Annotated in this window: 17 protein-coding genes; 14 read left to right on the plus strand and 3 right to left on the minus strand. The window is 70.1% G+C overall.

All coding sequences use genetic code 11. From position 1 onward, the window contains the following. The first annotated feature begins 8 nt into the window (after positions 1–8). A complete protein-coding gene (gene hisG, locus BJY20_RS14925; RefSeq protein WP_185992252.1) occupies positions 9–848 on the plus strand; it encodes an ATP phosphoribosyltransferase in 840 nt (279 codons plus the stop codon). After that, complete coding sequence (locus BJY20_RS14930; protein WP_343062932.1) at positions 845–1,294, plus strand: PH domain-containing protein; 450 nt, start codon at positions 845–847, stop codon at positions 1,292–1,294. Before hisG ends, BJY20_RS14930 begins: the two co-directional genes overlap by 4 nt. Here the strand turns inward: BJY20_RS14930 and BJY20_RS14935 are convergent. Further along, positions 1,291–2,538: a cation:proton antiporter domain-containing protein gene (locus BJY20_RS14935; protein WP_185992253.1), complete on the minus strand. Its 1,248-nt coding sequence runs from the start codon at positions 2,536–2,538 to the stop codon at positions 1,291–1,293. The genes BJY20_RS14930 and BJY20_RS14935 overlap by 4 nt on opposite strands. Positions 2,539–2,548: 10 nt before the next feature. Further along, on the minus strand, positions 2,549–3,085 hold the full coding sequence (locus BJY20_RS14940; protein ID WP_221935342.1) for a nucleoside/nucleotide kinase family protein: 537 nt from the start codon (positions 3,083–3,085) through the stop codon (positions 2,549–2,551). A gap of 44 nt (positions 3,086–3,129) precedes the next feature. On the opposite strand from BJY20_RS14940, the gene hisF reads away from it, so the two are divergent. Next, positions 3,130–3,936 carry an imidazole glycerol phosphate synthase subunit HisF gene (hisF, locus tag BJY20_RS14945; protein WP_185992254.1) on the plus strand — a complete coding sequence of 269 codons (807 nt, stop codon included), beginning with the start codon at positions 3,130–3,132 and terminating at the stop codon, positions 3,934–3,936. Here the strand turns inward: hisF and BJY20_RS14950 are convergent. Continuing rightward, complete coding sequence (locus tag BJY20_RS14950; protein WP_185992255.1) at positions 3,933–4,571, minus strand: TIGR03085 family metal-binding protein; 639 nt, start codon at positions 4,569–4,571, stop codon at positions 3,933–3,935. The genes hisF and BJY20_RS14950 overlap by 4 nt on opposite strands. A 150-nt stretch (positions 4,572–4,721) precedes the next feature. Here BJY20_RS14950 and hisI point away from each other — a divergent pair, with 150 nt between their 5' ends. The 11 genes from hisI to BJY20_RS15005 all read left to right on the plus strand — a co-directional run bounded on the left by hisI (position 4,722) and on the right by BJY20_RS15005 (position 18,363). After that, positions 4,722–5,105: a phosphoribosyl-AMP cyclohydrolase gene (hisI, locus tag BJY20_RS14955; protein WP_185992256.1), complete on the plus strand. Its 384-nt coding sequence runs from the start codon at positions 4,722–4,724 to the stop codon at positions 5,103–5,105. After that, complete coding sequence (locus BJY20_RS14960) at positions 5,102–6,676, plus strand: anthranilate synthase component I (protein WP_185992257.1); 1,575 nt, start codon at positions 5,102–5,104, stop codon at positions 6,674–6,676. The genes hisI and BJY20_RS14960 overlap by 4 nt, the downstream gene beginning before the upstream one ends. Next, the gene (locus tag BJY20_RS14965; RefSeq protein WP_185992258.1) at positions 6,673–7,260 is read left to right on the plus strand and encodes a Trp biosynthesis-associated membrane protein; all 588 of its coding nucleotides are present in this window, start codon (positions 6,673–6,675) and stop codon (positions 7,258–7,260) included. The genes BJY20_RS14960 and BJY20_RS14965 overlap by 4 nt, the downstream gene beginning before the upstream one ends. A gap of 9 nt (positions 7,261–7,269) precedes the next feature. Then, a complete protein-coding gene (trpC, locus tag BJY20_RS14970) occupies positions 7,270–8,061 on the plus strand; it encodes an indole-3-glycerol phosphate synthase TrpC (RefSeq protein WP_185992259.1) in 792 nt (263 codons plus the stop codon). Further along, positions 8,058–9,275: a tryptophan synthase subunit beta gene (trpB, locus tag BJY20_RS14975; RefSeq protein WP_185992260.1), complete on the plus strand. Its 1,218-nt coding sequence runs from the start codon at positions 8,058–8,060 to the stop codon at positions 9,273–9,275. The genes trpC and trpB overlap by 4 nt, the downstream gene beginning before the upstream one ends. Further along, on the plus strand, positions 9,272–10,078 hold the full coding sequence (gene trpA / locus BJY20_RS14980) for a tryptophan synthase subunit alpha (RefSeq protein ID WP_185992261.1): 807 nt from the start codon (positions 9,272–9,274) through the stop codon (positions 10,076–10,078). The genes trpB and trpA overlap by 4 nt, the downstream gene beginning before the upstream one ends. Further along, the gene (locus BJY20_RS14985) at positions 10,075–10,557 is read left to right on the plus strand and encodes a MauE/DoxX family redox-associated membrane protein (protein WP_185992262.1); all 483 of its coding nucleotides are present in this window, start codon (positions 10,075–10,077) and stop codon (positions 10,555–10,557) included. The genes trpA and BJY20_RS14985 overlap by 4 nt, the downstream gene beginning before the upstream one ends. Beyond that, complete coding sequence (locus tag BJY20_RS14990) at positions 10,554–11,348, plus strand: DsbA family protein (RefSeq protein WP_185992263.1); 795 nt, start codon at positions 10,554–10,556, stop codon at positions 11,346–11,348. The genes BJY20_RS14985 and BJY20_RS14990 overlap by 4 nt, the downstream gene beginning before the upstream one ends. Next, positions 11,345–12,181: a prolipoprotein diacylglyceryl transferase gene (lgt, locus tag BJY20_RS14995; protein WP_185992264.1), complete on the plus strand. Its 837-nt coding sequence runs from the start codon at positions 11,345–11,347 to the stop codon at positions 12,179–12,181. Before BJY20_RS14990 ends, lgt begins: the two co-directional genes overlap by 4 nt. A gap of 160 nt (positions 12,182–12,341) precedes the next feature. Beyond that, positions 12,342–16,913 carry a glutamate synthase large subunit gene (gene gltB, locus BJY20_RS15000; RefSeq protein ID WP_185992265.1) on the plus strand — a complete coding sequence of 1,524 codons (4,572 nt, stop codon included), beginning with the start codon at positions 12,342–12,344 and terminating at the stop codon, positions 16,911–16,913. Beyond that, a complete protein-coding gene (locus BJY20_RS15005) occupies positions 16,906–18,363 on the plus strand; it encodes a glutamate synthase small subunit (RefSeq protein ID WP_185992266.1) in 1,458 nt (485 codons plus the stop codon). Before gltB ends, BJY20_RS15005 begins: the two co-directional genes overlap by 8 nt. Positions 18,364–18,429: the final 66 nt, after the last annotated feature.

Genomic DNA, 18,429 nt, shown 5'->3' on the forward strand with positions numbered 1-18,429 from the left:
GGACCGACGTGCGCATCGCCGTGCCCAACAAGGGCTCCCTGTCCGAACCCGCCGTGGAAATGCTCCGCGAGGCGGGCTACCGGGTCCGCCGCGACAGCAAGGAGCTGATCGTGGCCGACCCCGACAACGACGTCGAGTTCTTCTATCTGCGTCCCCGGGACGTCGCCGTCTACGTCGGGCAGGGGCAGGTCGACGCCGGCATCACCGGCCGCGACCTGCTGCTCGACTCCGAGTCGGCCGCGACCGAGGTGATGGGCCTGGGCTTCGCGGGATCGACCTTCCGCTTCGCCGCGCGCCCGGGCGAGGCCAGTTCCGCCGCGGACCTCGACGGTCGGCGCGTTGCCACCTCCTACGCGGGCCTCGTACGCAGCCACCTGTCGGCGAAGGGGGTCTCGACCGAGGTCGTCCGCCTCGACGGTGCTGTGGAGACCGCCATCACCCTCGGTGTCGCCGACGCGATCGCCGACGTCGTCGAGACCGGCACGACGCTGCGCCAGCAGGGCCTGGAGGTTTTCGGTGAGCCGATCCTGCGCAGCGAGGCCGTGCTCATCCGCCGGTCCGACGCCAGTGAGTCCGGGATCGACGTGCTCCACCGCCGTATCCGGGGCGTCGTCACCGCCCGTGAGTACGTGCTGCTCGACTACGACTGTCCCGCCGAGCTCGTGGATCGCGCCGTGCACCTGACACCCGGCCTGGAGTCGCCGACCGTGAGCACGCTGCACGACGAGTCGTGGTGCGCCGTGCGCTCGATGGTTCCGCGGGGGCAGACCAACCGGATCATGGACGAGCTGTACAACCTCGGAGCGCGCGCCATTCTCGTCACCGAGATCTCTGCGTGCCGGCTGTGACCAACGCCGACAGCGCCGCGACGCAGGCCTTTCGGCCGGTGCGCGGCCGGATCGTCCCCATCGTCATCGGGGTGGGGATTCTCGTCGGAGCCATCGTGCTCGCCATGACCATGCCCGGGCACTACGGCGTCGTGGACCGGCTCACCATCGCGGGGATCGGGGTGGCGACCGCTGCGTTCCTGCACCGCTACGCGACGATCCACGCCCGGCCCGATGCGGACGGCCTGTGGGTGCGCAACCTCGGGCCGGGGGAGCACGTGCCGTGGGAGGACATCGTCGCGGTGCGCTTCTCGCAGGGCATGCCGTGGGTGCGCATCGACCTCGCCGACGGTATGGACATGGCCGTCATGGCCATCCAGCGGGCCGATGGTCCTCGGTCTCTCGATGACGCGCAACGCCTGGCCGACCTCGTCGGGAGCCATGGCGCCTCTGCCGAAGGTCGCTAGAGCGCGTCGGAGGTGCCTGCCCACTTGCCGGCGGACGGCGGAGTGGAGACGCCTCGCACGTGGGTGGCGATCAGAGGGAACACCAGGACTGACACCATCCCCGCCCCGACGAGAGCGGCGGCGGTGGCCCGGGTGAGCTCCCCGCTGTCGACCCCGATCGTGGTGATGACCACGATGAGGGGGAGAGCGGTGGCGGTGTAGATGCTCGCACCCGTCCTTTCCCTCCCGGAGAGCGTTCCGCGGAGCGCGACGTAGGTCGGGACCCCGCGGATGAGGAGGAAGGCGACGAGCGACAGCGGGATCATGACCAGCGCGAAGGGGGAGGCCAGCAGGGAGTCGAGGTCGAACCGGATGCCACTGACGACGAAGAAGATCGGCACCAGGAATCCGTAGCCGGCGCCCTCCAGGCGAGCGATGGTCTGCTCCTGCGCGTGCTCGTCGACACCGGACAGGAACAGCCGGGCGACCAAGCCGGCGATGAAGGCCCCGAGGAGAACATCGAGGCCCAGGTGCCCCGCGATCCACGCGAGCAGGATGACGATGAACATGGCCATGCGCACACCCAGCTGGCCGCTGGTCGTCAGGGTGTGGCTCAGGAGTCGGCCCAGCCGGGGCGATCGCGGTCGCGATGCCATCGCCAGAGCGATCGCGGCGACCCCCGCGAAGATGATGAGCACCAGAACCGTGCGGAGCGGGGACTGGCCGGACAACAACAGCGCGATGGCGAGGATGGGGCCGAACTCGCCCACCGCGCCGGCGGCCACGACGACGCTGCCGAACCGGGTGTCCAGCTCCCCGGCGTCGCGAAGGATGGGCAGGATGGTCCCCAGCGCCGTGGTGGTGAAGATGAGACCGAGCATGACACCACTGGAGACGTCCTGCTCCGGGCCGGCCAGTTTCACCACGGTGATACCCGCTGCGAGACCGATCAGCAGCGAGGCGACCCATCCGGTGCAGGCCGAGCGCAGTGGTGCCCCGGCGATGCGTGACAGCTGCAGCTCGTAGCCGGCGAGGAACATCAGCACGGCCAGCCCGAGCTCCGAGAACGACGAGACGATCAGGTTGTCCGTGGCGATGCCGAGCACGGCGGGCCCGATGACGATGCCCCCCAGGATCTCGAGCACGACCGTGGGCAGCGGCAGCCACCGCGCGAGGACGTCGGAGAGGATGACGGCAACGACCGCGACCCCGAGGCACAGGACGATGGTCTGAGCCGCTTCGCGGGCAAGTTCCTCGTGGGTCACCCCCTTGAGGCTAGACCCGCAGGACCAGATCGGCTCGCTCACGGGTCCGGTCCGCGCCGAAGAGCCGCGCCTCCTGCTGCGCCCACATGTCCCAGTGCGCGGCAAAGACCTCGCCGTCACGGACGATGGCGCGTTCCCGCCGCACGCTCTCGTGGCCGTCGAGCCACACCAAGGTGCCGATGAGGTCCGCAGCGGGGCCGACGGTGCTGCCGCACCCCTCGACGACGAGCCGATCACCGACCTCCAGCCTCCGGGGTGCCCCGGGGGCGTCGCGGACCCAGTCCCAGGTGGGAACCGCCACGTTGCGGCCCCTCGACAGGGGAATGAGTACATGGGACAGGAGGATCGCCGCACCCTCCGCCAGGCCGTCCCAGCCGGGATAGATCTCATCCATGGACACCACGGGCGCCGACCATGCCGTGGCCACCTGGTGCGCCAGCGACGTCTTGCCCGCCCCGCTGCGGCCGTCGACTCCGATCACGTGCACCCGACCGCAGGACGGGGGCGCGTCGCGGGCGTGGGCGAGGATCTGGGTCAGGGGCGGCATCGGGGCGAAGCGTAGCCTGCGCCGCCACTCGGTAGGCTGCCAGCGTGTCCCTTGCCGTGCGTGTCATCCCCTGCCTCGACGTCGACGCCGGACGGGTCGTCAAGGGCGTCAACTTCGAGAACCTCCGCGATGCCGGTGACCCGGTCGAGCTCGCCCGTCGGTACGGACGCGAGGGCGCGGACGAGCTGACCTTCCTCGACGTCACCGCCAGCAGCGGTGACCGGTCGACCACCTACGACGTGGTCACCCGCACCGCCGAGGAGGTCTTCATCCCGTTGACCGTCGGCGGGGGAGTGCGCACCGTCGAGGACGTCGACCGGCTCCTGCGCTGCGGAGCGGACAAGGTCGGGGTCAACACCGCAGCCATCGCGCGCCCCGAGCTGATCAGCGAGGTCGCCGACCGCTTCGGCGCCCAGGTGCTCGTGCTCTCCGCTGACGTTCGACGCCGGCGGGCCGAGGACGGCTCGCTCGTGGGTGGCTTCGAGGTGACGACCCACGGCGGTCGCCGCGGCACCGGGATCGATGCCGTCGAGTGGTGCGCCCGGGCTGCCGAGCTCGGTGCCGGTGAGATCCTGCTCAACTCGATGGACGGGGACGGCACCAAGGCCGGCTTCGATCTCGAGCTCATCGCGGCGGTCCGGCCCGAGGTGAACATACCGGTGGTCGCCAGCGGAGGAGCGGGCGTTGCAGAGCACTTCCCACCGGCCGTGGACGCCGGCGCCGATGCCGTTCTCGCAGCGAGCATCTTCCACTTCGGTGAGGTGACGATCGGGGCGGTCAAGGATGTGTTGGCCGCCGCCGGGCACGCGGTGCGTCGAGGTGACGCCGGAGTCGACGGGAGTGGCTCCTAGAGCCCGTAGTCGGTCGTCCGGACCGTCTCGACGGCCTCGGGAGGGCCGATCAGCTCGACCTCGGCGACATCGCGCCGACCGAAACCGAAGAGCAGGATCTCGCCCGGACGCCCGTGGATCTGGACCACCGGCCCGTCACCGGAGCCGATCCGGGTGCGGCGCTTGGCCGTGACGAGTTCCACGCGTGCCCCACGGGTACGGCGGAAGAGCAGGGGCGCCATCGCTTCGAGCCGGTCACCGAGAGCTGAGACCAGCGCCGCACTCAAGGAGCGTCGGGGAGCGCCGAGCCCGGCGCGCAGAACATCCTCGTGGTGGACGAACATCTCGACGAGGTTGGCCTTCTCGTCGACCGCGGGGACACGGGTCGGGTGCCATACCGGTGGCCCCTGACGCAGCCTCTCCACGAGGGATGCGTGGTCGTGTTCCTCCCGGAGCCGGGCCATCGCTCTCTCGGTCCGGCCGGCCAGCGCCGGTACGAGGATCCCGGCGGCACCATCAGGCCGTCCCTCGCGAACGAGGAGGTGGGCCAGCAGGTCCCCACTGGTCCAGCCACCGCAGAGCGTGGGCGCGTCGGGCCCGACCTCGAGGAAGGTGTCGCACAGGGCGGCTCGCTCGATGCTGGCATGGCGGATCATCGGTACTCCGGGTCGGTAGGCGGGGGTGTCTGACGTGGAAGGGTAGCCCCGTCGCCTGAGCGCGACGTGCGGGCCGCCCGCCCGTGGCCCATTCGAGACCCGGTGCGCAGGGCGTGGGCGGCTCGGCGGTGTCAGTCGCCGGGGTGCAGAATGGCAGGCGTGTCCACCCCCGAGTCCTCGCCCCTGCCGGCAGATGTTGCGGCCCGCCTGCGCCGTGACTCCGCCGGACTCGTCGCGGCCATCGTCCAGCAGCACGACACCGGTGAGGTGCTGATGCTCGGCTGGATGGACGACGAGGCACTGCGCCGCACCCTGACCTCCGGTCGGGTGACCTTCTGGTCGCGCAGCCGCCAGGAGTACTGGCGCAAGGGCGATACGTCGGGCCACACGCAGCACGTGCGCTCGGTCGCCCTCGACTGCGACGGTGACGCGCTCCTGGTCGGCGTCGACCAGATCGGTGCGGCCTGCCACACCGGGGAGCGCACCTGCTTCGATGCCGGTGACCTCGGGGCCGTCGTGGGGGCGCGTGCATGAGCGCGCCCCGCACCGAGATCCCCGACCTGACCCCGGGTCGCACCTGGCCCGACCTCGACGCCTTCACCGTCCTCGCCCGCGATCGTCGGGTCGTGCCGGTCATACGCCGCCTGATCGCCGACGGCGAGACGCCTGTCGGCGTTTACCGCAAGCTCGGTGGTGGTGCTCCGGGGACCTTTCTGCTGGAGTCCGCCGAGCACGGGGGCGTGTGGTCCCGATGGTCGATCATCGGCGCGCAGAGCCGCGCGACGCTGACCGAGCAGGACGGGCAGGTGCACTGGATCGGTGATCCGCCCGTCGGGGTGCCGACGAAGGGCGACCCGACCACCGCCCTTCGCTCCACCCTGGAGACTCTGGCCACCGAGCCCATCGACGGTCTGCCGCCGTTCACCAGCGGCATGGTCGGCGCCGTCTCCTACGACGCGGTGCGCCGGTGGGAGAAGATCCCGAGTCAGCTGCCGGACGTCCTCGGGGTGCCGGAGCTCGGCCTGGTCCTGGCCACCGACGTCGCCGTGCTCGACCACAGCGACGGCTCACTGCTGCTCGTGGCCAACGCGATCAATTACGACGACACCGACGACCGCGTCGAGGAGGCATGGCAGGACGCCGTGGCCCGACTCGACGCGATGGCCGAGCGCCTCGCGGAGCCGGCGGCGAGCACGGTGGCGACGGTTGACCCCGACGTGGCCGCAGCGGCTCGCACCGAGGTCGTCAGCGACGTGGACGTCGAGCGGTTCGAGGAGATCGTCGAGGAGGCCAAGGAGGAGATCCGCGCCGGCGAGGTGTTCCAGGTCGTGCTCTCCCAACGCTTCTCCACCCCGTGCCCCGTCGACGGGCTCGAGGTGTACCGGGCGCTACGTCGATCCAACCCCAGCCCCTACATGTATTTCGTGCGGTTGCCGCACCCCGACGGGTCCACCTACGACGTCGTCGGCTCCTCGCCGGAGGCCCTGGTCAAGGTCACCGGCCGCCGGGCGATCACCCACCCGATCGCCGGCACCCGGCCGCGCGGGAAGACCCCCGAGCACGACCTGACGCTCGAGGAGGACCTGATCGGGGACCCCAAGGAGCGCTCCGAGCACGTCATGCTCGTCGACCTGGGACGCAACGACCTGCAGAAGGTGTGTGCCGCCGGGACGGTCGACTGCGTCGAGTTCATGAACCTGCGCCGCTACAGCCACGTGATCCATCTGGAGTCCACTCTCGTCGGCGAGATGGCGAAGGGGGTGAACGCCTTCGACGTGCTCGTCGCCACCTTCCCCGCCGGGACCCTGTCAGGGGCGCCGAAGCCACGGGCGCTGCAGCTGGTCGAGAAGTACGAACGCAGCCGCCGCGGAGTCTACGGCGGAGTCGTGGGCTACCTCGACTTCCACGGGGACATGGACATGGCGATCGCCATCCGCACCGCCCTGATCAAGGACGGCATCGCACACGTGCAGGCCGGTGCCGGCATCGTCGCGGACTCCGTCCCCGCCCTGGAGCAGGAGGAAACTGTTCACAAGGCCGGCTCGGCCCTGGCAGCCGTCGCGGCCGCCAGGGCGGTGCGCCCCGTGGGGTGCACGGCCCGATGAGCATGCTCACGCGCAAGCCCGTCGTGGTGCTGCTCGCGATCGCTGCCGGGATCATCATGCTCGCGGCCGGTCGGGCGGACTGGATCTCCGGGACCGTCGACGGACCGGCCGGGCCCATGCAGGCGAGCGCGGTCGGGACCGACGCCGCCCCCGGCCTGGCCGGTCTGGCGCTCGTCGCGATGGCGGCCGCGGTCGCGGCGACGACCTCCGGTCGGATCGCACGGTGGGTCAGCATCCTGGCGATGATCGGTGTCGGCGTCGGGGTCATCGCGCTGTCGGTGCGCGCCGTGCTGAGTGCCCCCGCGGTACTCGGGGTCGTCGCAGCCGAGGGCTCCGGCACCACGGGCACCCTCGAGGCGACCGGCTCCGCCAGCGCTTGGCCATGGGTCGCCGTCATCGGCGCCGTGGTGCTGCTGCTCGCCGCGGTCGGGGCGGTCCTGGGCGGTAGCCGGTGGGGGGCGCTCGGCGGCAAGTACGAGCGGCCGACCGGGGACGACCCCACACAGGCGGGTGGGGCACGCGGTGAGCGCGTCGACTCCGACTGGGACCGGGTCACACGCGGGGACGACCCGAGCGTCGACTAGCCTGTGGACATGCCCACTGTCCTCGACCAGATCATCGACGGTGTCCGTGAGGACCTGGCCGGGCGCGAGGCCCGGCTCCCGCTCCAGCAGCTCCAGCGACAGTGCGACGGCATGCCGGCACCACGCGACGCGGAAGCCCTGCTGCGGCGTCCGGGACTGTCCGTCATCGCCGAGGTGAAGCGCAAGAGCCCGAGCAAGGGCGACCTGTCCCAGATCCCCGACCCGGCGGCGCTGGCGAGCGCCTACGCCCGGGGCGGGGCCACCGCCATCTCGGTGCTCACCGAGGAACGGCGCTTCTCCGGGTCCCTGGACGATCTCACGGCCGTCCGCGACGCCGTCGACCTGCCGGTGCTGCGCAAGGACTTCATGGTCAGCGAGTACCAGGTCTGGGAGGCCCGGGCCAGGGGCGCCGACATGATCCTGCTCATCGTCGCGGCCCTCGACGACCGGCGGCTGGCCTCGTTGATGGACCTGGCCGGGACGCTCGGCATGACCTGCCTGGTGGAGGTCCACGACGAGGCCGAGACCACCCGGGCGGTCGACCTCGGGGCCACCGTGATCGGGGTCAACAACCGCGACCTGAAGACCCTCGAGGTCCACATCGACACGTTTGCCCGACTGGCCCCGCTCATCCCACAGACGTGCGTGCGGGTCGCTGAGTCCGGGGTGCAGGGCCCTGACGAGGCGCAGCTCTACGCCCGCGCCGGAGCCGACGCCATCCTCGTCGGCGAGGCCCTCGTGATCGGGGGAGACCCGGCGGCGGGAGTGCGCAGCATGATCGAGGCGGGAGCAGCACGATGACCGACGACCAGACCCCCACGCCGGGACGATTCGGCGCCTTCGGCGGCCGTTACGTGCCCGAGGCGCTGGTCCCCGCGCTCGAGGAGCTGGACGAGGCACGCCTGAAGGCCATGGTCGACCCCGACTTCCTCGACGAGCTGGCCCGGCTGCACCGCACCTACACGGGCCGGCCGAGCATCATCACCGAGGTGTCCCGTTTCGCGGAGCACGCCGGGGGAGCGCGGATCATCCTCAAACGTGAGGATCTCAACCACACCGGTAGTCACAAGATCAACAACGTCCTCGCCCAGACGCTGCTGACCAGGCGCATGGGCAAGCGTCGGGTCATCGCGGAGACCGGCGCCGGCCAGCACGGTGTCGCCACCGCGACGGCCGCGGCGCTCATGGGCCTGGAGTGCACGGTGTACATGGGGCGCGTGGACACCGAGCGCCAGGCGCTCAACGTCGCCCGCATGCGGGTCCTCGGGGCGAACGTCGTGCCGGTCGAGCACGGCAGTGCGACCCTGAAGGACGCGATCAACGAGGCCATGCGCGACTGGGTGACCAACGTCGAGCACACGCACTACGTGCTGGGCACGGTCACCGGGCCGCACCCCTTCCCCGAGATGGTCCGTGACTTCCACAAGATCATCGGCGAGGAGGCTCGCGAGCAGGTCCTGGAACTGACCGGACGCCTCCCGGACGCCGTCATCGCCTGCGTCGGCGGTGGGTCGAACGCGATGGGCATCTTCCACCGTTTCATCAGCGACGAGGCCGTGCGTCTCATCGGCGTCGAGGCCGGTGGCGAGGGCATCGGGACCGGACGGCACGCGGCGCGCTTCGCGACCGCCGAGCCCGGTGTGCTGCACGGGGCGATGAGCTACCTCATGCAGGACGAGGAGGGCCAGACCCTGCAGACGCACTCGGTCTCCGCCGGCCTGGACTACCCGAGCGTCGGCCCGGAGCACTCCTTCCTGCGTGACTCCGGCCGGGCGGAGTACCACTACGCCACGGACGAGCAGGTGATGCACGCCTTCGAGCTGCTCTGCCGCACCGAAGGGATCATCCCGGCCCTCGAGTCGGCGCACGCCCTGTCCGCGACGCTCGAGCTCGGCCGCGAGCTCGGCGGCGATGCCCTGCTGCTGGTCAACCTCTCCGGCCGCGGGGACAAGGACATGCACACGGCCGCAGAGTGGTTCGGCCTCGTCGATGGTGACGAAGGAGGTCAGGCATGAGTGCCCCGACAGGTCTGGCCGACGTCTTCGCCACGTGCCGCCGAGAGGGTCGCGCTGCCCTCATCGGCTACCTGCCCGTCGGGTACCCGAGCGTCCAGGGCTCCATCGACGCGGTGCGCACCCTGGCCGAGGCCGGTGCCGACATCGTCGAGGTCGGCATGCCCTACAGCGACCCGGTCATGGACGGCCCCGTCATCCAGCGTGCGGCCACCGAGGCGTTGGCGAAGGGGGTCCACGTCGACGACGTCTTCCGGGCCGTTTCGGCCGCCCGGGAGGCAGGAGCCGTGCCGGTCGTCATGTCCTACTGGAACCTCGTGTTGCGCCGAGGGGTCGACCGCTACGCTGCCGACCTCGCCGCGGCCGGGGGCGCGGGCATCATCACCCCGGACCTCATCCCGGAGGAGGCCGGCGAGTGGCGCACCGCGAGTGAGCGGCACGGACTCGACCGCATCTTCCTCGTCGCGCCGAGCTCGACGACCGAGCGCATCAGCGTGGTCACCGCAGCGACGAGCGGATTCGTCTACACCGCCTCGACGATGGGCGTCACCGGTGCCCGCGGGAGCGTGGGAGGGGCGGCGTCAGACCTCGTCGCCCGCGTCCGGGCGACGACCGACCTGCCGCTCTGCGTGGGTCTCGGGGTGAGCACGGGTGCCCAATCCGCCGAGGTGGCCTCCTTCGCCGACGGGGTCATCGTCGGCTCCGCCCTGGTGAGTACCATGCTCGATCGTGATCCCGAGGAGGGGCTGGTCGCGCTGCGTGACCTCACCCGGGAGCTGGCGGAGGGCGTGCGGGGCAGGGCATGACCCGACAACGTGTCCTCGACCTCGTGGGACTGGCGGCCCGTCTCGTCCTCGGGGCCGTCCTCCTCGTCGCGGGGGGTGCCAAGGTGGGCAATCCCCTGGGGTCGGCTCGTGCCGTGCAGGGCTACGACGTCATGCCCTTCGAGGTGGCTCGGTACGTGGGCTACGCCCTGCCCTGGGTGGAGATCGTCATCGGGCTGCTCCTCGTCCTGGGCCTCTTCACACGCATCAGCGCCGTGCTGGGGACGTTGCTCATGTTCGCCTTCGTCGTCGGCATCGCCCAGGCATGGGCGCGCGGTCTGACCATCGACTGCGGGTGTTTCGGTGGTGGCGGCCAGGTGGCGGAGTCAGAAACGAAGTATGGCCGGGAGATCCTGCGGGACGTCGGCTTTGCCCTGTGTGGGGTCTGGCTCGTGGTGAGGGAGTCCTCCACCTACAGTCTTGACCGGACCCTCTTCGGAGACAACAAGGAGCACGCATGAGCAGCCAGGACCGCAAGGCGAAGGCGGCGGCCGCCGCCAGCCGCTCGAACCGCGGAGCGAATGCCTTCGTCGTCGGCGGCATCGTCGTCATCATCGCGATGGTCGTCATCGTCAGCGGTGCGATCTGGGCGACGACCCAGTCAGGGGGCGTTGACTCCGCGAGCGAGCTGCCGCAGGGGGTGGAGGAGGGTCAGCCCTTCGAGCCGTACGCAGGCACGAATCCGCCCGAGGACGCCCCGGTCGTCGATGTCTACGAGGACTTCCGCTGCCCGGCCTGCAAGGGGTTCGAGCAGGCCACCGGCGAGACCATCACCCAGCTCGCCGAGGACGGAGAGATCCGACTGCGGGTGCATCTGAAGACCGTCATCGACTCGTTGACCGGCGGTGAGTCCTCCGCCGTGGCCGGATCGAGTGCGATCTGCGCCGCGGACCAGGGGAAGTGGACCGAGTACCACAAGGCGCTCTTCGCGCTCCAGCCGGCGAGTGAGACCAAGGACGGCTTCGCCGAGGAAACGTACACCGAGGCCGCGAAAATGGCTGGTCTGAGCGGTGACGACCTCGCCGCGTGGCAGCAGTGCACGGACGCACACAGCTACGTCGACTACGTCCAGAGCGTCGATGACGCCTCCGTGCAGGACGGGATCACCGGAACGCCGGTCATCGAGGTCGAGGGCACGCGGTTGAACTGGGGTGGGCTCATCGACCAGGAGAAGCAGCAGGTCGACACCGACCGGCTCAAGCAGATCCTCACCAGCGGAAAGGTCCCTGAGGACCTGGTGGCTACGCAGTGACCCACCCCTCGGCGCTCCCTTCGCCGACGACCGCTGCGATCGAGATCGGCCCCCTGACCATCCACGCCTACGCCCTGTGCATCCTCGTCGGGATCGCGGTGGCCGTCTGGATGGGGGACCGGCGCCTGCGCGACCGCGGTGCGCAGGAGGGGGTCGTCCTCGACGTGGCCATGTGGGCCGTGCCCTTCGGCATCATCGGTGGTCGGCTCTACCACGTCATCACCACACCCCAGCCGTACTTCGGGGAGAACGGCAGCCCGGTCGACGCCCTGAAGATCTGGCAGGGCGGCCTGGGCATCTGGGGCGCGGTCGCCCTCGGCGCCGTCGGCGCCTGGATCGGGTTGCGCAAGACCGATGTCCGCTTTCTCGACTTCACCGACGCCGTCGCGCCCGGCGTGCTCGTCGCCCAGGGGATCGGCCGCTGGGGCAACTGGTTCAACAACGAGATCTACGGTGAGCCCACCGACCTGCCCTGGGGGCTGGAGATCCACCGCTTCGATGCGGCCTCCGGCCACGCGGTGGTGGATGCGGCAGGGACCCCGATCGTCCTCGGTACCTTCCAGCCGACCTTCCTCTACGAGTCGCTCTTCCTCTTCGCCCTGGCGATCGTGCTGCTCGTCGTGGACCGCCGGGTCGTGCTGGCGCGGGGGCAGGTCCTCGCCCTCTACGTCGCCGGGTACCCCGCGGGCCGACTCTTCATCGAGATGATGCGTACGGACGCGGCGAACACGATTCTGGGACTTCGCGTGAATATCTGGGTGAGTGTGATCGTCTTCACGTTCGGAGTCGTCATCTTCTGGATTTTCGGGAGGCGTGAACGCGTCCGCGCTTGAAATCTCACTGGATGAGAACGAAGTTCTCATCCAGTGAGACGAGACGCTGCTAGTCTTCACCACCCGCGGCCACCGCTGTCTGCGGATCCCACCAGCAGGTATCCGCGACGTCCATCCCAGATCGATCGGAGCCTGTCCGACCCGATTTCACCCGAGGACGGTGACCGACGTGACTTCTGTGTCCTTCTCCCCGTACGAGCGCTGGTCGTCCCTCCCCCCTGACACGGGTCTCTACCGCCGCGACACCGAGCGCGACGCCTGCGGCGTGGCAATGGTCGCGACGATGCGGGGTCACGCCGGGCGCGACATCATCGACCACGCGCTGCTCGCCCTGACCAACCTCGAGCACCGCGGTGCGACCGGCGCCGACCCGCTGGTCGGTGACGGAGCGGGCATCCTCACCCAGGTGCCGGACCGGTTCCTCCGTGAGGTCGTCGACTTCGACCTGCCGGAGGTCGGGCACTATGCGGTCGGAACGGCGTACGTGCCGACGGACGCAGCCGAGCGCGAGGCGATGGTCGACCGGATCGAGGAGATCATCGCCCAGGAGGGACTGCAGGTCCTCGGCTGGCGGCAGGTCCCGGTCAACCGGGAGATCGTCGGCGAGATGGCTCGGGACTGCATGCCGGACTTCCACCAGCTCTTCGTTGCCGCTCCCGGTGGGGAGGTCTCCGGACTCACCCTCGAGCGGTTGGCCTTCGTCGCTCGCAAGCGTGCCGAGCGGGAGACCGGCGTCTACTTCGCGTCGCTGTCCGCGCGGACCATGGTCTACAAGGGCATGCTGACCACGGCGCAACTCGAGCCCTTCTACCCCGACCTGTCCGACGAGCGGTTCGAGAGCGAGCTCGGTCTGGTTCACTCGCGCTTCTCAACCAACACCTTCCCCAGCTGGCCGCTGAGCCACCCCTTCCGGTTCATCGCCCACAACGGGGAGATCAACACCGTCAAGGGCAACCGCAACTGGATGCGGGCCCGGGAGTCGCTCCTGCGCAGCGACATCATCCCCGGTGACCTGCAGCGGATCATGCCGACGTGCGCGCCGGAGGCATCGGACTCGGCGTCCTTCGACGAGGTCCTCGAGCTGCTCCACCTCGGTGGCCGCTCGCTCCCGCACGCAGTGCTGATGATGATTCCCGAGGCGTGGGAGAACCACGCCACGATGGATCCCGCGCTGAGGGACTTCTACGAGTTCCACTCGATGTTCATGGAGCCCTGGGACGGCCCCGCCTGCGTGACCTTCACCGACGGGCGCCTCGTCGGGGCGGTGCTCGACCGCAACGGCCTGCGCCCCGGGCGCTACCAGGTCAGTGACGACGGGCTCGTCGTCCTCGCCTCGGAGACGGGGGTCCTGGACATCGAGCCGGAGCACGTGGTCGCCAAGGGGCGCCTCCAACCCGGTCGTATGTTCCTCGTCGACACCGCTGAGGGACGGATCATCGAGGACGAGGAGATCAAGGAGCAGCTCGCGAGCGAACACCCCTACGGGCAGTGGCTCGACGAGGGGCGGATCATGCTGGCGGACCTGCCACCGCGGGAGCACATCATGCACACACCCGCCTCTGTCGCGCGTCGGCAGCAGACCTTCGGCTACACGCAGGAGGAGCTGAAGATCCTGCTCACGCCGATGGCGACGAAGGGAGCCGAGGCCCTCGGGTCGATGGGCACCGACACCCCGGTGGCCGTCCTGTCGGAGAAGCCCCGGCTGCTCTTCGACTACTTCACCCAGATGTTCGCGCAGGTGACCAATCCGCCGCTCGACTCGATCCGCGAGGAGCTGGTGACGGCGCTGAGCACGGCGATCGGGCCGGAGGGCAATGTTCTCTCCGCTGATCCGAGCCACGCGCGCCAGGTCGTGCTGCCCTTCCCGGTCATCGACAACGACGAGCTGGCGAAGATCGTGCACATCGATGCCGACCGGGAGCGGCCCGGCAAGGCGACCCACGTCGTGCGCGGTTGCTACGACGTCACCGGTGGGCACGAGACGCTGCGTGCCCGCCTGACCACGATCTGCGACGAGGTGTCCGAGTCGATCGCGGACGGCGCGCGCTTCATCGTGCTCTCGGACCGCGACTCCGGCCGGGACCGTGCTCCGATCCCGTCGCTGCTGCTCACCTCTGCTGTGCACCATCACCTCATCCGGGAGCGCACGCGCACCCAGGTCGGGCTCATCGTCGAGGCGGGTGACGTCCGCGAGGTGCACCACGTCGCCCTTCTCATCGGCTACGGCGCCGCGGCGGTCAACCCCTACCTCGCCATGGAGTCCGTCGAGGACATGGCCCGACGGGAGGTGATCACCGAGGTCGACGAGCAGGTTGCCGTCGTCAACCTCATCAAGGCACTCGGCAAGGGTGTGCTGAAGGTGATGTCGAAGATGGGCATCTCCACGGTCGCCTCCTACCGCGGAGCGCAGGTCTTCGAGGCGCTCGGCCTCGGGCAGGATCTCGTCGACGAGTACTTCACCGGCACCGTCAGCCAGCTCGGCGGCATCGGCCTGGACGTGATCGCCGCGGAGACCGCGGCCCGGCACGCCAGTGCCTACCCCAGGGAAGGGGTGCGCCTGCCGCACCGCACGCTTCAGGTCGGCGGCGAGTACCAATGGCGCCGGGAGGGCGAGCCGCACCTCTTCGACCCGGAGACCGTCTTCCGACTACAGCACTCCACCCGGGCACGTCGGTATGACATCTTCAAGCAGTACACCTCGCGGGTGGACGAGCAGGCCGAACGATTGATGACGCTTCGCGGACTCTTCTCCCTGGGCGGCGGGCAGGGCAGGACGTCGATCAGCATCGACGAGGTCGAGCCGATCAGCGAGATCCTGCGGCGCTTCTCGACGGGGGCCATGAGTTACGGCTCGATCAGCGGTGAGGCGCACGAGACCTTGGCGGTCGCGATGAACCGCATCGGCGGACGCTCCAACACGGGGGAGGGCGGCGAGGACCTCGACCGCCTCCTCGACCCGGAGCGTCGCAGTTCGATCAAGCAGGTCGCATCGGGACGCTTCGGCGTGACCTCGACGTACCTCACCCACAGCGACGACATCCAGATCAAGATGGCGCAGGGCGCCAAGCCGGGCGAAGGGGGGCAGCTGCCCGGTCCGAAGGTCTACCCGTGGGTGGCCCGCACCCGGCACTCCACGCCGGGCGTCGGCCTGATCAGCCCGCCGCCGCACCACGACATCTACTCGATCGAGGACCTGGCCCAGCTGATCCACGACCTGAAGAACGCGAACCCTCGCGCGCGGGTGCACGTGAAGCTGGTCAGCGAGGTCGGCGTCGGTACGGTCGCCGCGGGTGTGAGCAAGGCCCACGCCGATGTCGTGCTCATCTCCGGGCACGACGGTGGAACGGGCGCCTCGCCGCTGACCTCGCTCAAGCACGCCGGGGGACCGTGGGAGCTCGGCCTCGCCTCGACCCAGCAGACACTCGTGCTCAACGGGCTGCGTGACCGGATCGTCGTCCAGGTGGACGGTCAGATAAAGACCGGGCGGGACGTGGTCATCGGTGCCCTGCTCGGGGCCGAGGAGTTCGGATTCGCGACCGCGCCGCTCGTGGTCAGCGGCTGCATCCTCATGCGCGTGTGCCACCTGGACACCTGCCCGGTGGGCATCGCGACCCAGAACCCCGAACTGCGGGAGCGCTACTCCGGCAAGCCGGAATTCGTCGAGACCTTCTTCGAGTACATCGCGCAGGAGGTACGCGAGCTGCTTGCTGAGCTGGGCCTGCGCACCCTCGACGAGGCGATCGGTCGGGTCGACCTGCTCGACACCCGTGCAGCGGTCGAGCACTGGAAGGCCTCCGGGCTGGACCTCGGGCCGATCTTCGCGCAGGTCGCCTCCTTCGACGGCTCCGGCGTGCGGCACTCCCGCGCCCAGGAGCACGGCCTTGACAACGCTCTCGACCATCAGCTCATCGAGCTCGCTGCACCCGCCCTGGCGAGCGGTGCTGCCGTGCGGGCCGAGATCCCGGTGCGCAACGTCAACCGCACGCTGGGCACGATGCTCGGGCACGAGGTGACCAAGTTGAGTCCGGACGGCCTGCCCGACGGGACGATCGAGCTGACGCTCACCGGGTCGGCCGGCCAGAGTCTGGGCGCGTTCCTGCCGGCCGGGATCACGCTCCGCATGGTCGGAGACGCGAACGACTACGTCGGCAAGGGCCTCTCCGGTGGCCGGGTCGTCGTGCGGCCCCCTCTCGACGCGCGCTACGTTGCCGAGGAGAACGTCATCGCCGGCAACGTCATCGGCTACGGAGCAACGTCCGGGCAGCTCTTCCTGCGCGGCATCGTCGGCGAGCGCTTCTGCGTGCGCAACTCCGGAGCCGCCGCCGTCGTCGAGGGAGTGGGCGACCACGGGTGCGAGTACATGACCGGTGGCACGGTTGTCGTGCTCGGACCGACCGGCCGCAACTTCGCGGCCGGGATGTCCGGTGGCAACGCCTTCGTCCTCGACCTGGACGAGTCGCTCGTCAACCGGGAGCTCGTCGACGTCACCCCCCTTCGCCCGGCGGACCGAGAGGTGGTCCTGGAGCTGCTCGGCCAGCACCTCGAGCACACCGACTCGGCCGTGGCGAAGGCACTGCTGGATGATGCGGAGGTCGGTCTCGACCGCATCTCGCTCGTCCTGCCCCGCGACTACCAGCGTGTCCTGGACGTGCGGACCGATGCCGAGGCCGAGGGCCTGGACATCGATGGGCCGCTCGTATGGGACCGGATCATGGAGGCCTCCCGTGGCTGACCCGCACGGCTTTCTCAGCACCCGCGAGCGTGAGCTGCCGGCTCGCCGACCCGTCGACGTGCGCATCAAGGACTGGAAGGAGGTCTACGAGGAGCAGCAGCAAGGGGAACTGCAGCGCCAGGCCGGCCGGTGCATGGACTGCGGCATCCCGTTCTGCCACTCGGGTTGCCCGCTGGGCAACCTCATCCCGGAGTGGAACGACCTCGCGCGGCGCGGTGAGTGGCACGAAGCCATCGAACGACTGCACGCGACGAACAACTTCCCCGAGTTCACCGGCCGACTGTGCCCGGCGCCCTGCGAGACCGCGTGCGTGCTGGGTATCAACCAGCCGGCCGTGACGATCAAGCAGGTCGAGGTCACCACCATCGAGGAGGCCTTCGGTCGCGGTGACGTCCCGCCGCAGATCCCCGACCGGCTCAGCGGCAAGACCGTTGCGGTCATCGGCTCCGGCCCGGCCGGGCTCGCAGCCGCCCAGCAGCTCACCCGCGCCGGGCACACCGTCGCCGTCTACGAGCGGGACGACGCCCCCGGCGGCCTCCTGCGCTACGGGATCCCGGAGTTCAAGATGGAAAAGCGGATCGTCGACCGCCGCGTCCAGCAGATGAAGGCCGAGGGCACCCGCTTCCGCTCCGGCATCGACGTCGGCGCCGAGCTGACCGGCCAGCAGCTGCGGGACCGGTACGACGCCGTCGTGCTCGCGATCGGCTCGACCGTGCCCAGGGACCTGCCGGTTCCCGGCCGGGGCCTTGATGGCGTGGTCCAGGCGATGGACTTCCTGCCCCAGGCCAACCGGGCCGCCCTCGGCGAGGAGGTCGAGGGCCGGGTGAGCGCCGACGGCAAGGACGTCATCATCATCGGTGGCGGCGACACCGGCGCCGACTGCCTGGGCACCTCGATCCGTCAGGGAGCGCGCTCGGTCACCAGTCTGGAGATCATGCCGCAGCCCGGGCCGGAGCGTCCCGGCAGCCAACCGTGGCCGACCTATCCGATGCTCTTCCGGGTCGCCTCGGCCCACGAGGAGGGAGGTGAGCGTGTCTACTCGGTGTCGACGACCGAGATCGTCGGTGACGACGAGGGGCGCGTCGACGGTCTGCGTCTCACCGAGGTCAAGCGTGCCGAGTCCGGCTTCGAGCCGGTGGAGGGCAGCGAACGGGTCCTGCCGGCCCAGCTCGTCCTCCTGGCGATGGGCTTCCTCGGCCCCGAGCCGGACGGCATCGTCGCCCAGCTGGGCCTGGCGACCGACGAGCGCTCGAACATCGTCCGCGGTGGCGACTACCAGTCCGGCGTCCCCGGTGTTTTCGTCGCCGGCGACGCCGGCCGCGGGCAGTCGCTCATCGTGTGGGCCATCGCCGAGGGGCGGGCCGCGGCCAACGGTGTGGACACCTTCCTCACGGGCAGTTCCCAGCTGCCCCGGCCCGTCAACCCGACGGACCGGCCGCTCACGGCGTGAAAGGCGTTGTCTCCGAGTGCTCTTCGGGGCACTCGGGGACGCTGGCCTGCCGCGGCCAGCGAGTGC

It is taken from the genome of Janibacter cremeus (assembly GCF_013409205.1).
Classification (GTDB): domain Bacteria; phylum Actinomycetota; class Actinomycetes; order Actinomycetales; family Dermatophilaceae; genus Janibacter; species Janibacter cremeus.

Bases quoted from the DNA above. Each gene is read 5' to 3' on its own strand.
- BJY20_RS14950 (WP_185992255.1), bottom strand. From the start codon at position 4,571: ATGATCCGCCATGCCAGCATCGAGCGAGCCGCCCTGTGCGACACCTTC.
- BJY20_RS14960 (WP_185992257.1), top strand. From the start codon at position 5,102: ATGAGCGCGCCCCGCACCGAGATCCCCGACCTGACCCCGGGTCGCACC.
- trpB (WP_185992260.1), top strand. From the start codon at position 8,058: ATGACCGACGACCAGACCCCCACGCCGGGACGATTCGGCGCCTTCGGC.
- BJY20_RS14965 (WP_185992258.1), top strand. From the start codon at position 6,673: ATGAGCATGCTCACGCGCAAGCCCGTCGTGGTGCTGCTCGCGATCGCT.
- hisI (WP_185992256.1), top strand. From the start codon at position 4,722: ATGGCAGGCGTGTCCACCCCCGAGTCCTCGCCCCTGCCGGCAGATGTT.
- trpC (WP_185992259.1), top strand. From the start codon at position 7,270: ATGCCCACTGTCCTCGACCAGATCATCGACGGTGTCCGTGAGGACCTG.
- BJY20_RS14940 (WP_221935342.1), bottom strand. From the start codon at position 3,085: ATGCCGCCCCTGACCCAGATCCTCGCCCACGCCCGCGACGCGCCCCCG.
- BJY20_RS14985 (WP_185992262.1), top strand. From the start codon at position 10,075: ATGACCCGACAACGTGTCCTCGACCTCGTGGGACTGGCGGCCCGTCTC.
- trpA (WP_185992261.1), top strand. From the start codon at position 9,272: ATGAGTGCCCCGACAGGTCTGGCCGACGTCTTCGCCACGTGCCGCCGA.
- BJY20_RS14990 (WP_185992263.1), top strand. From the start codon at position 10,554: ATGAGCAGCCAGGACCGCAAGGCGAAGGCGGCGGCCGCCGCCAGCCGC.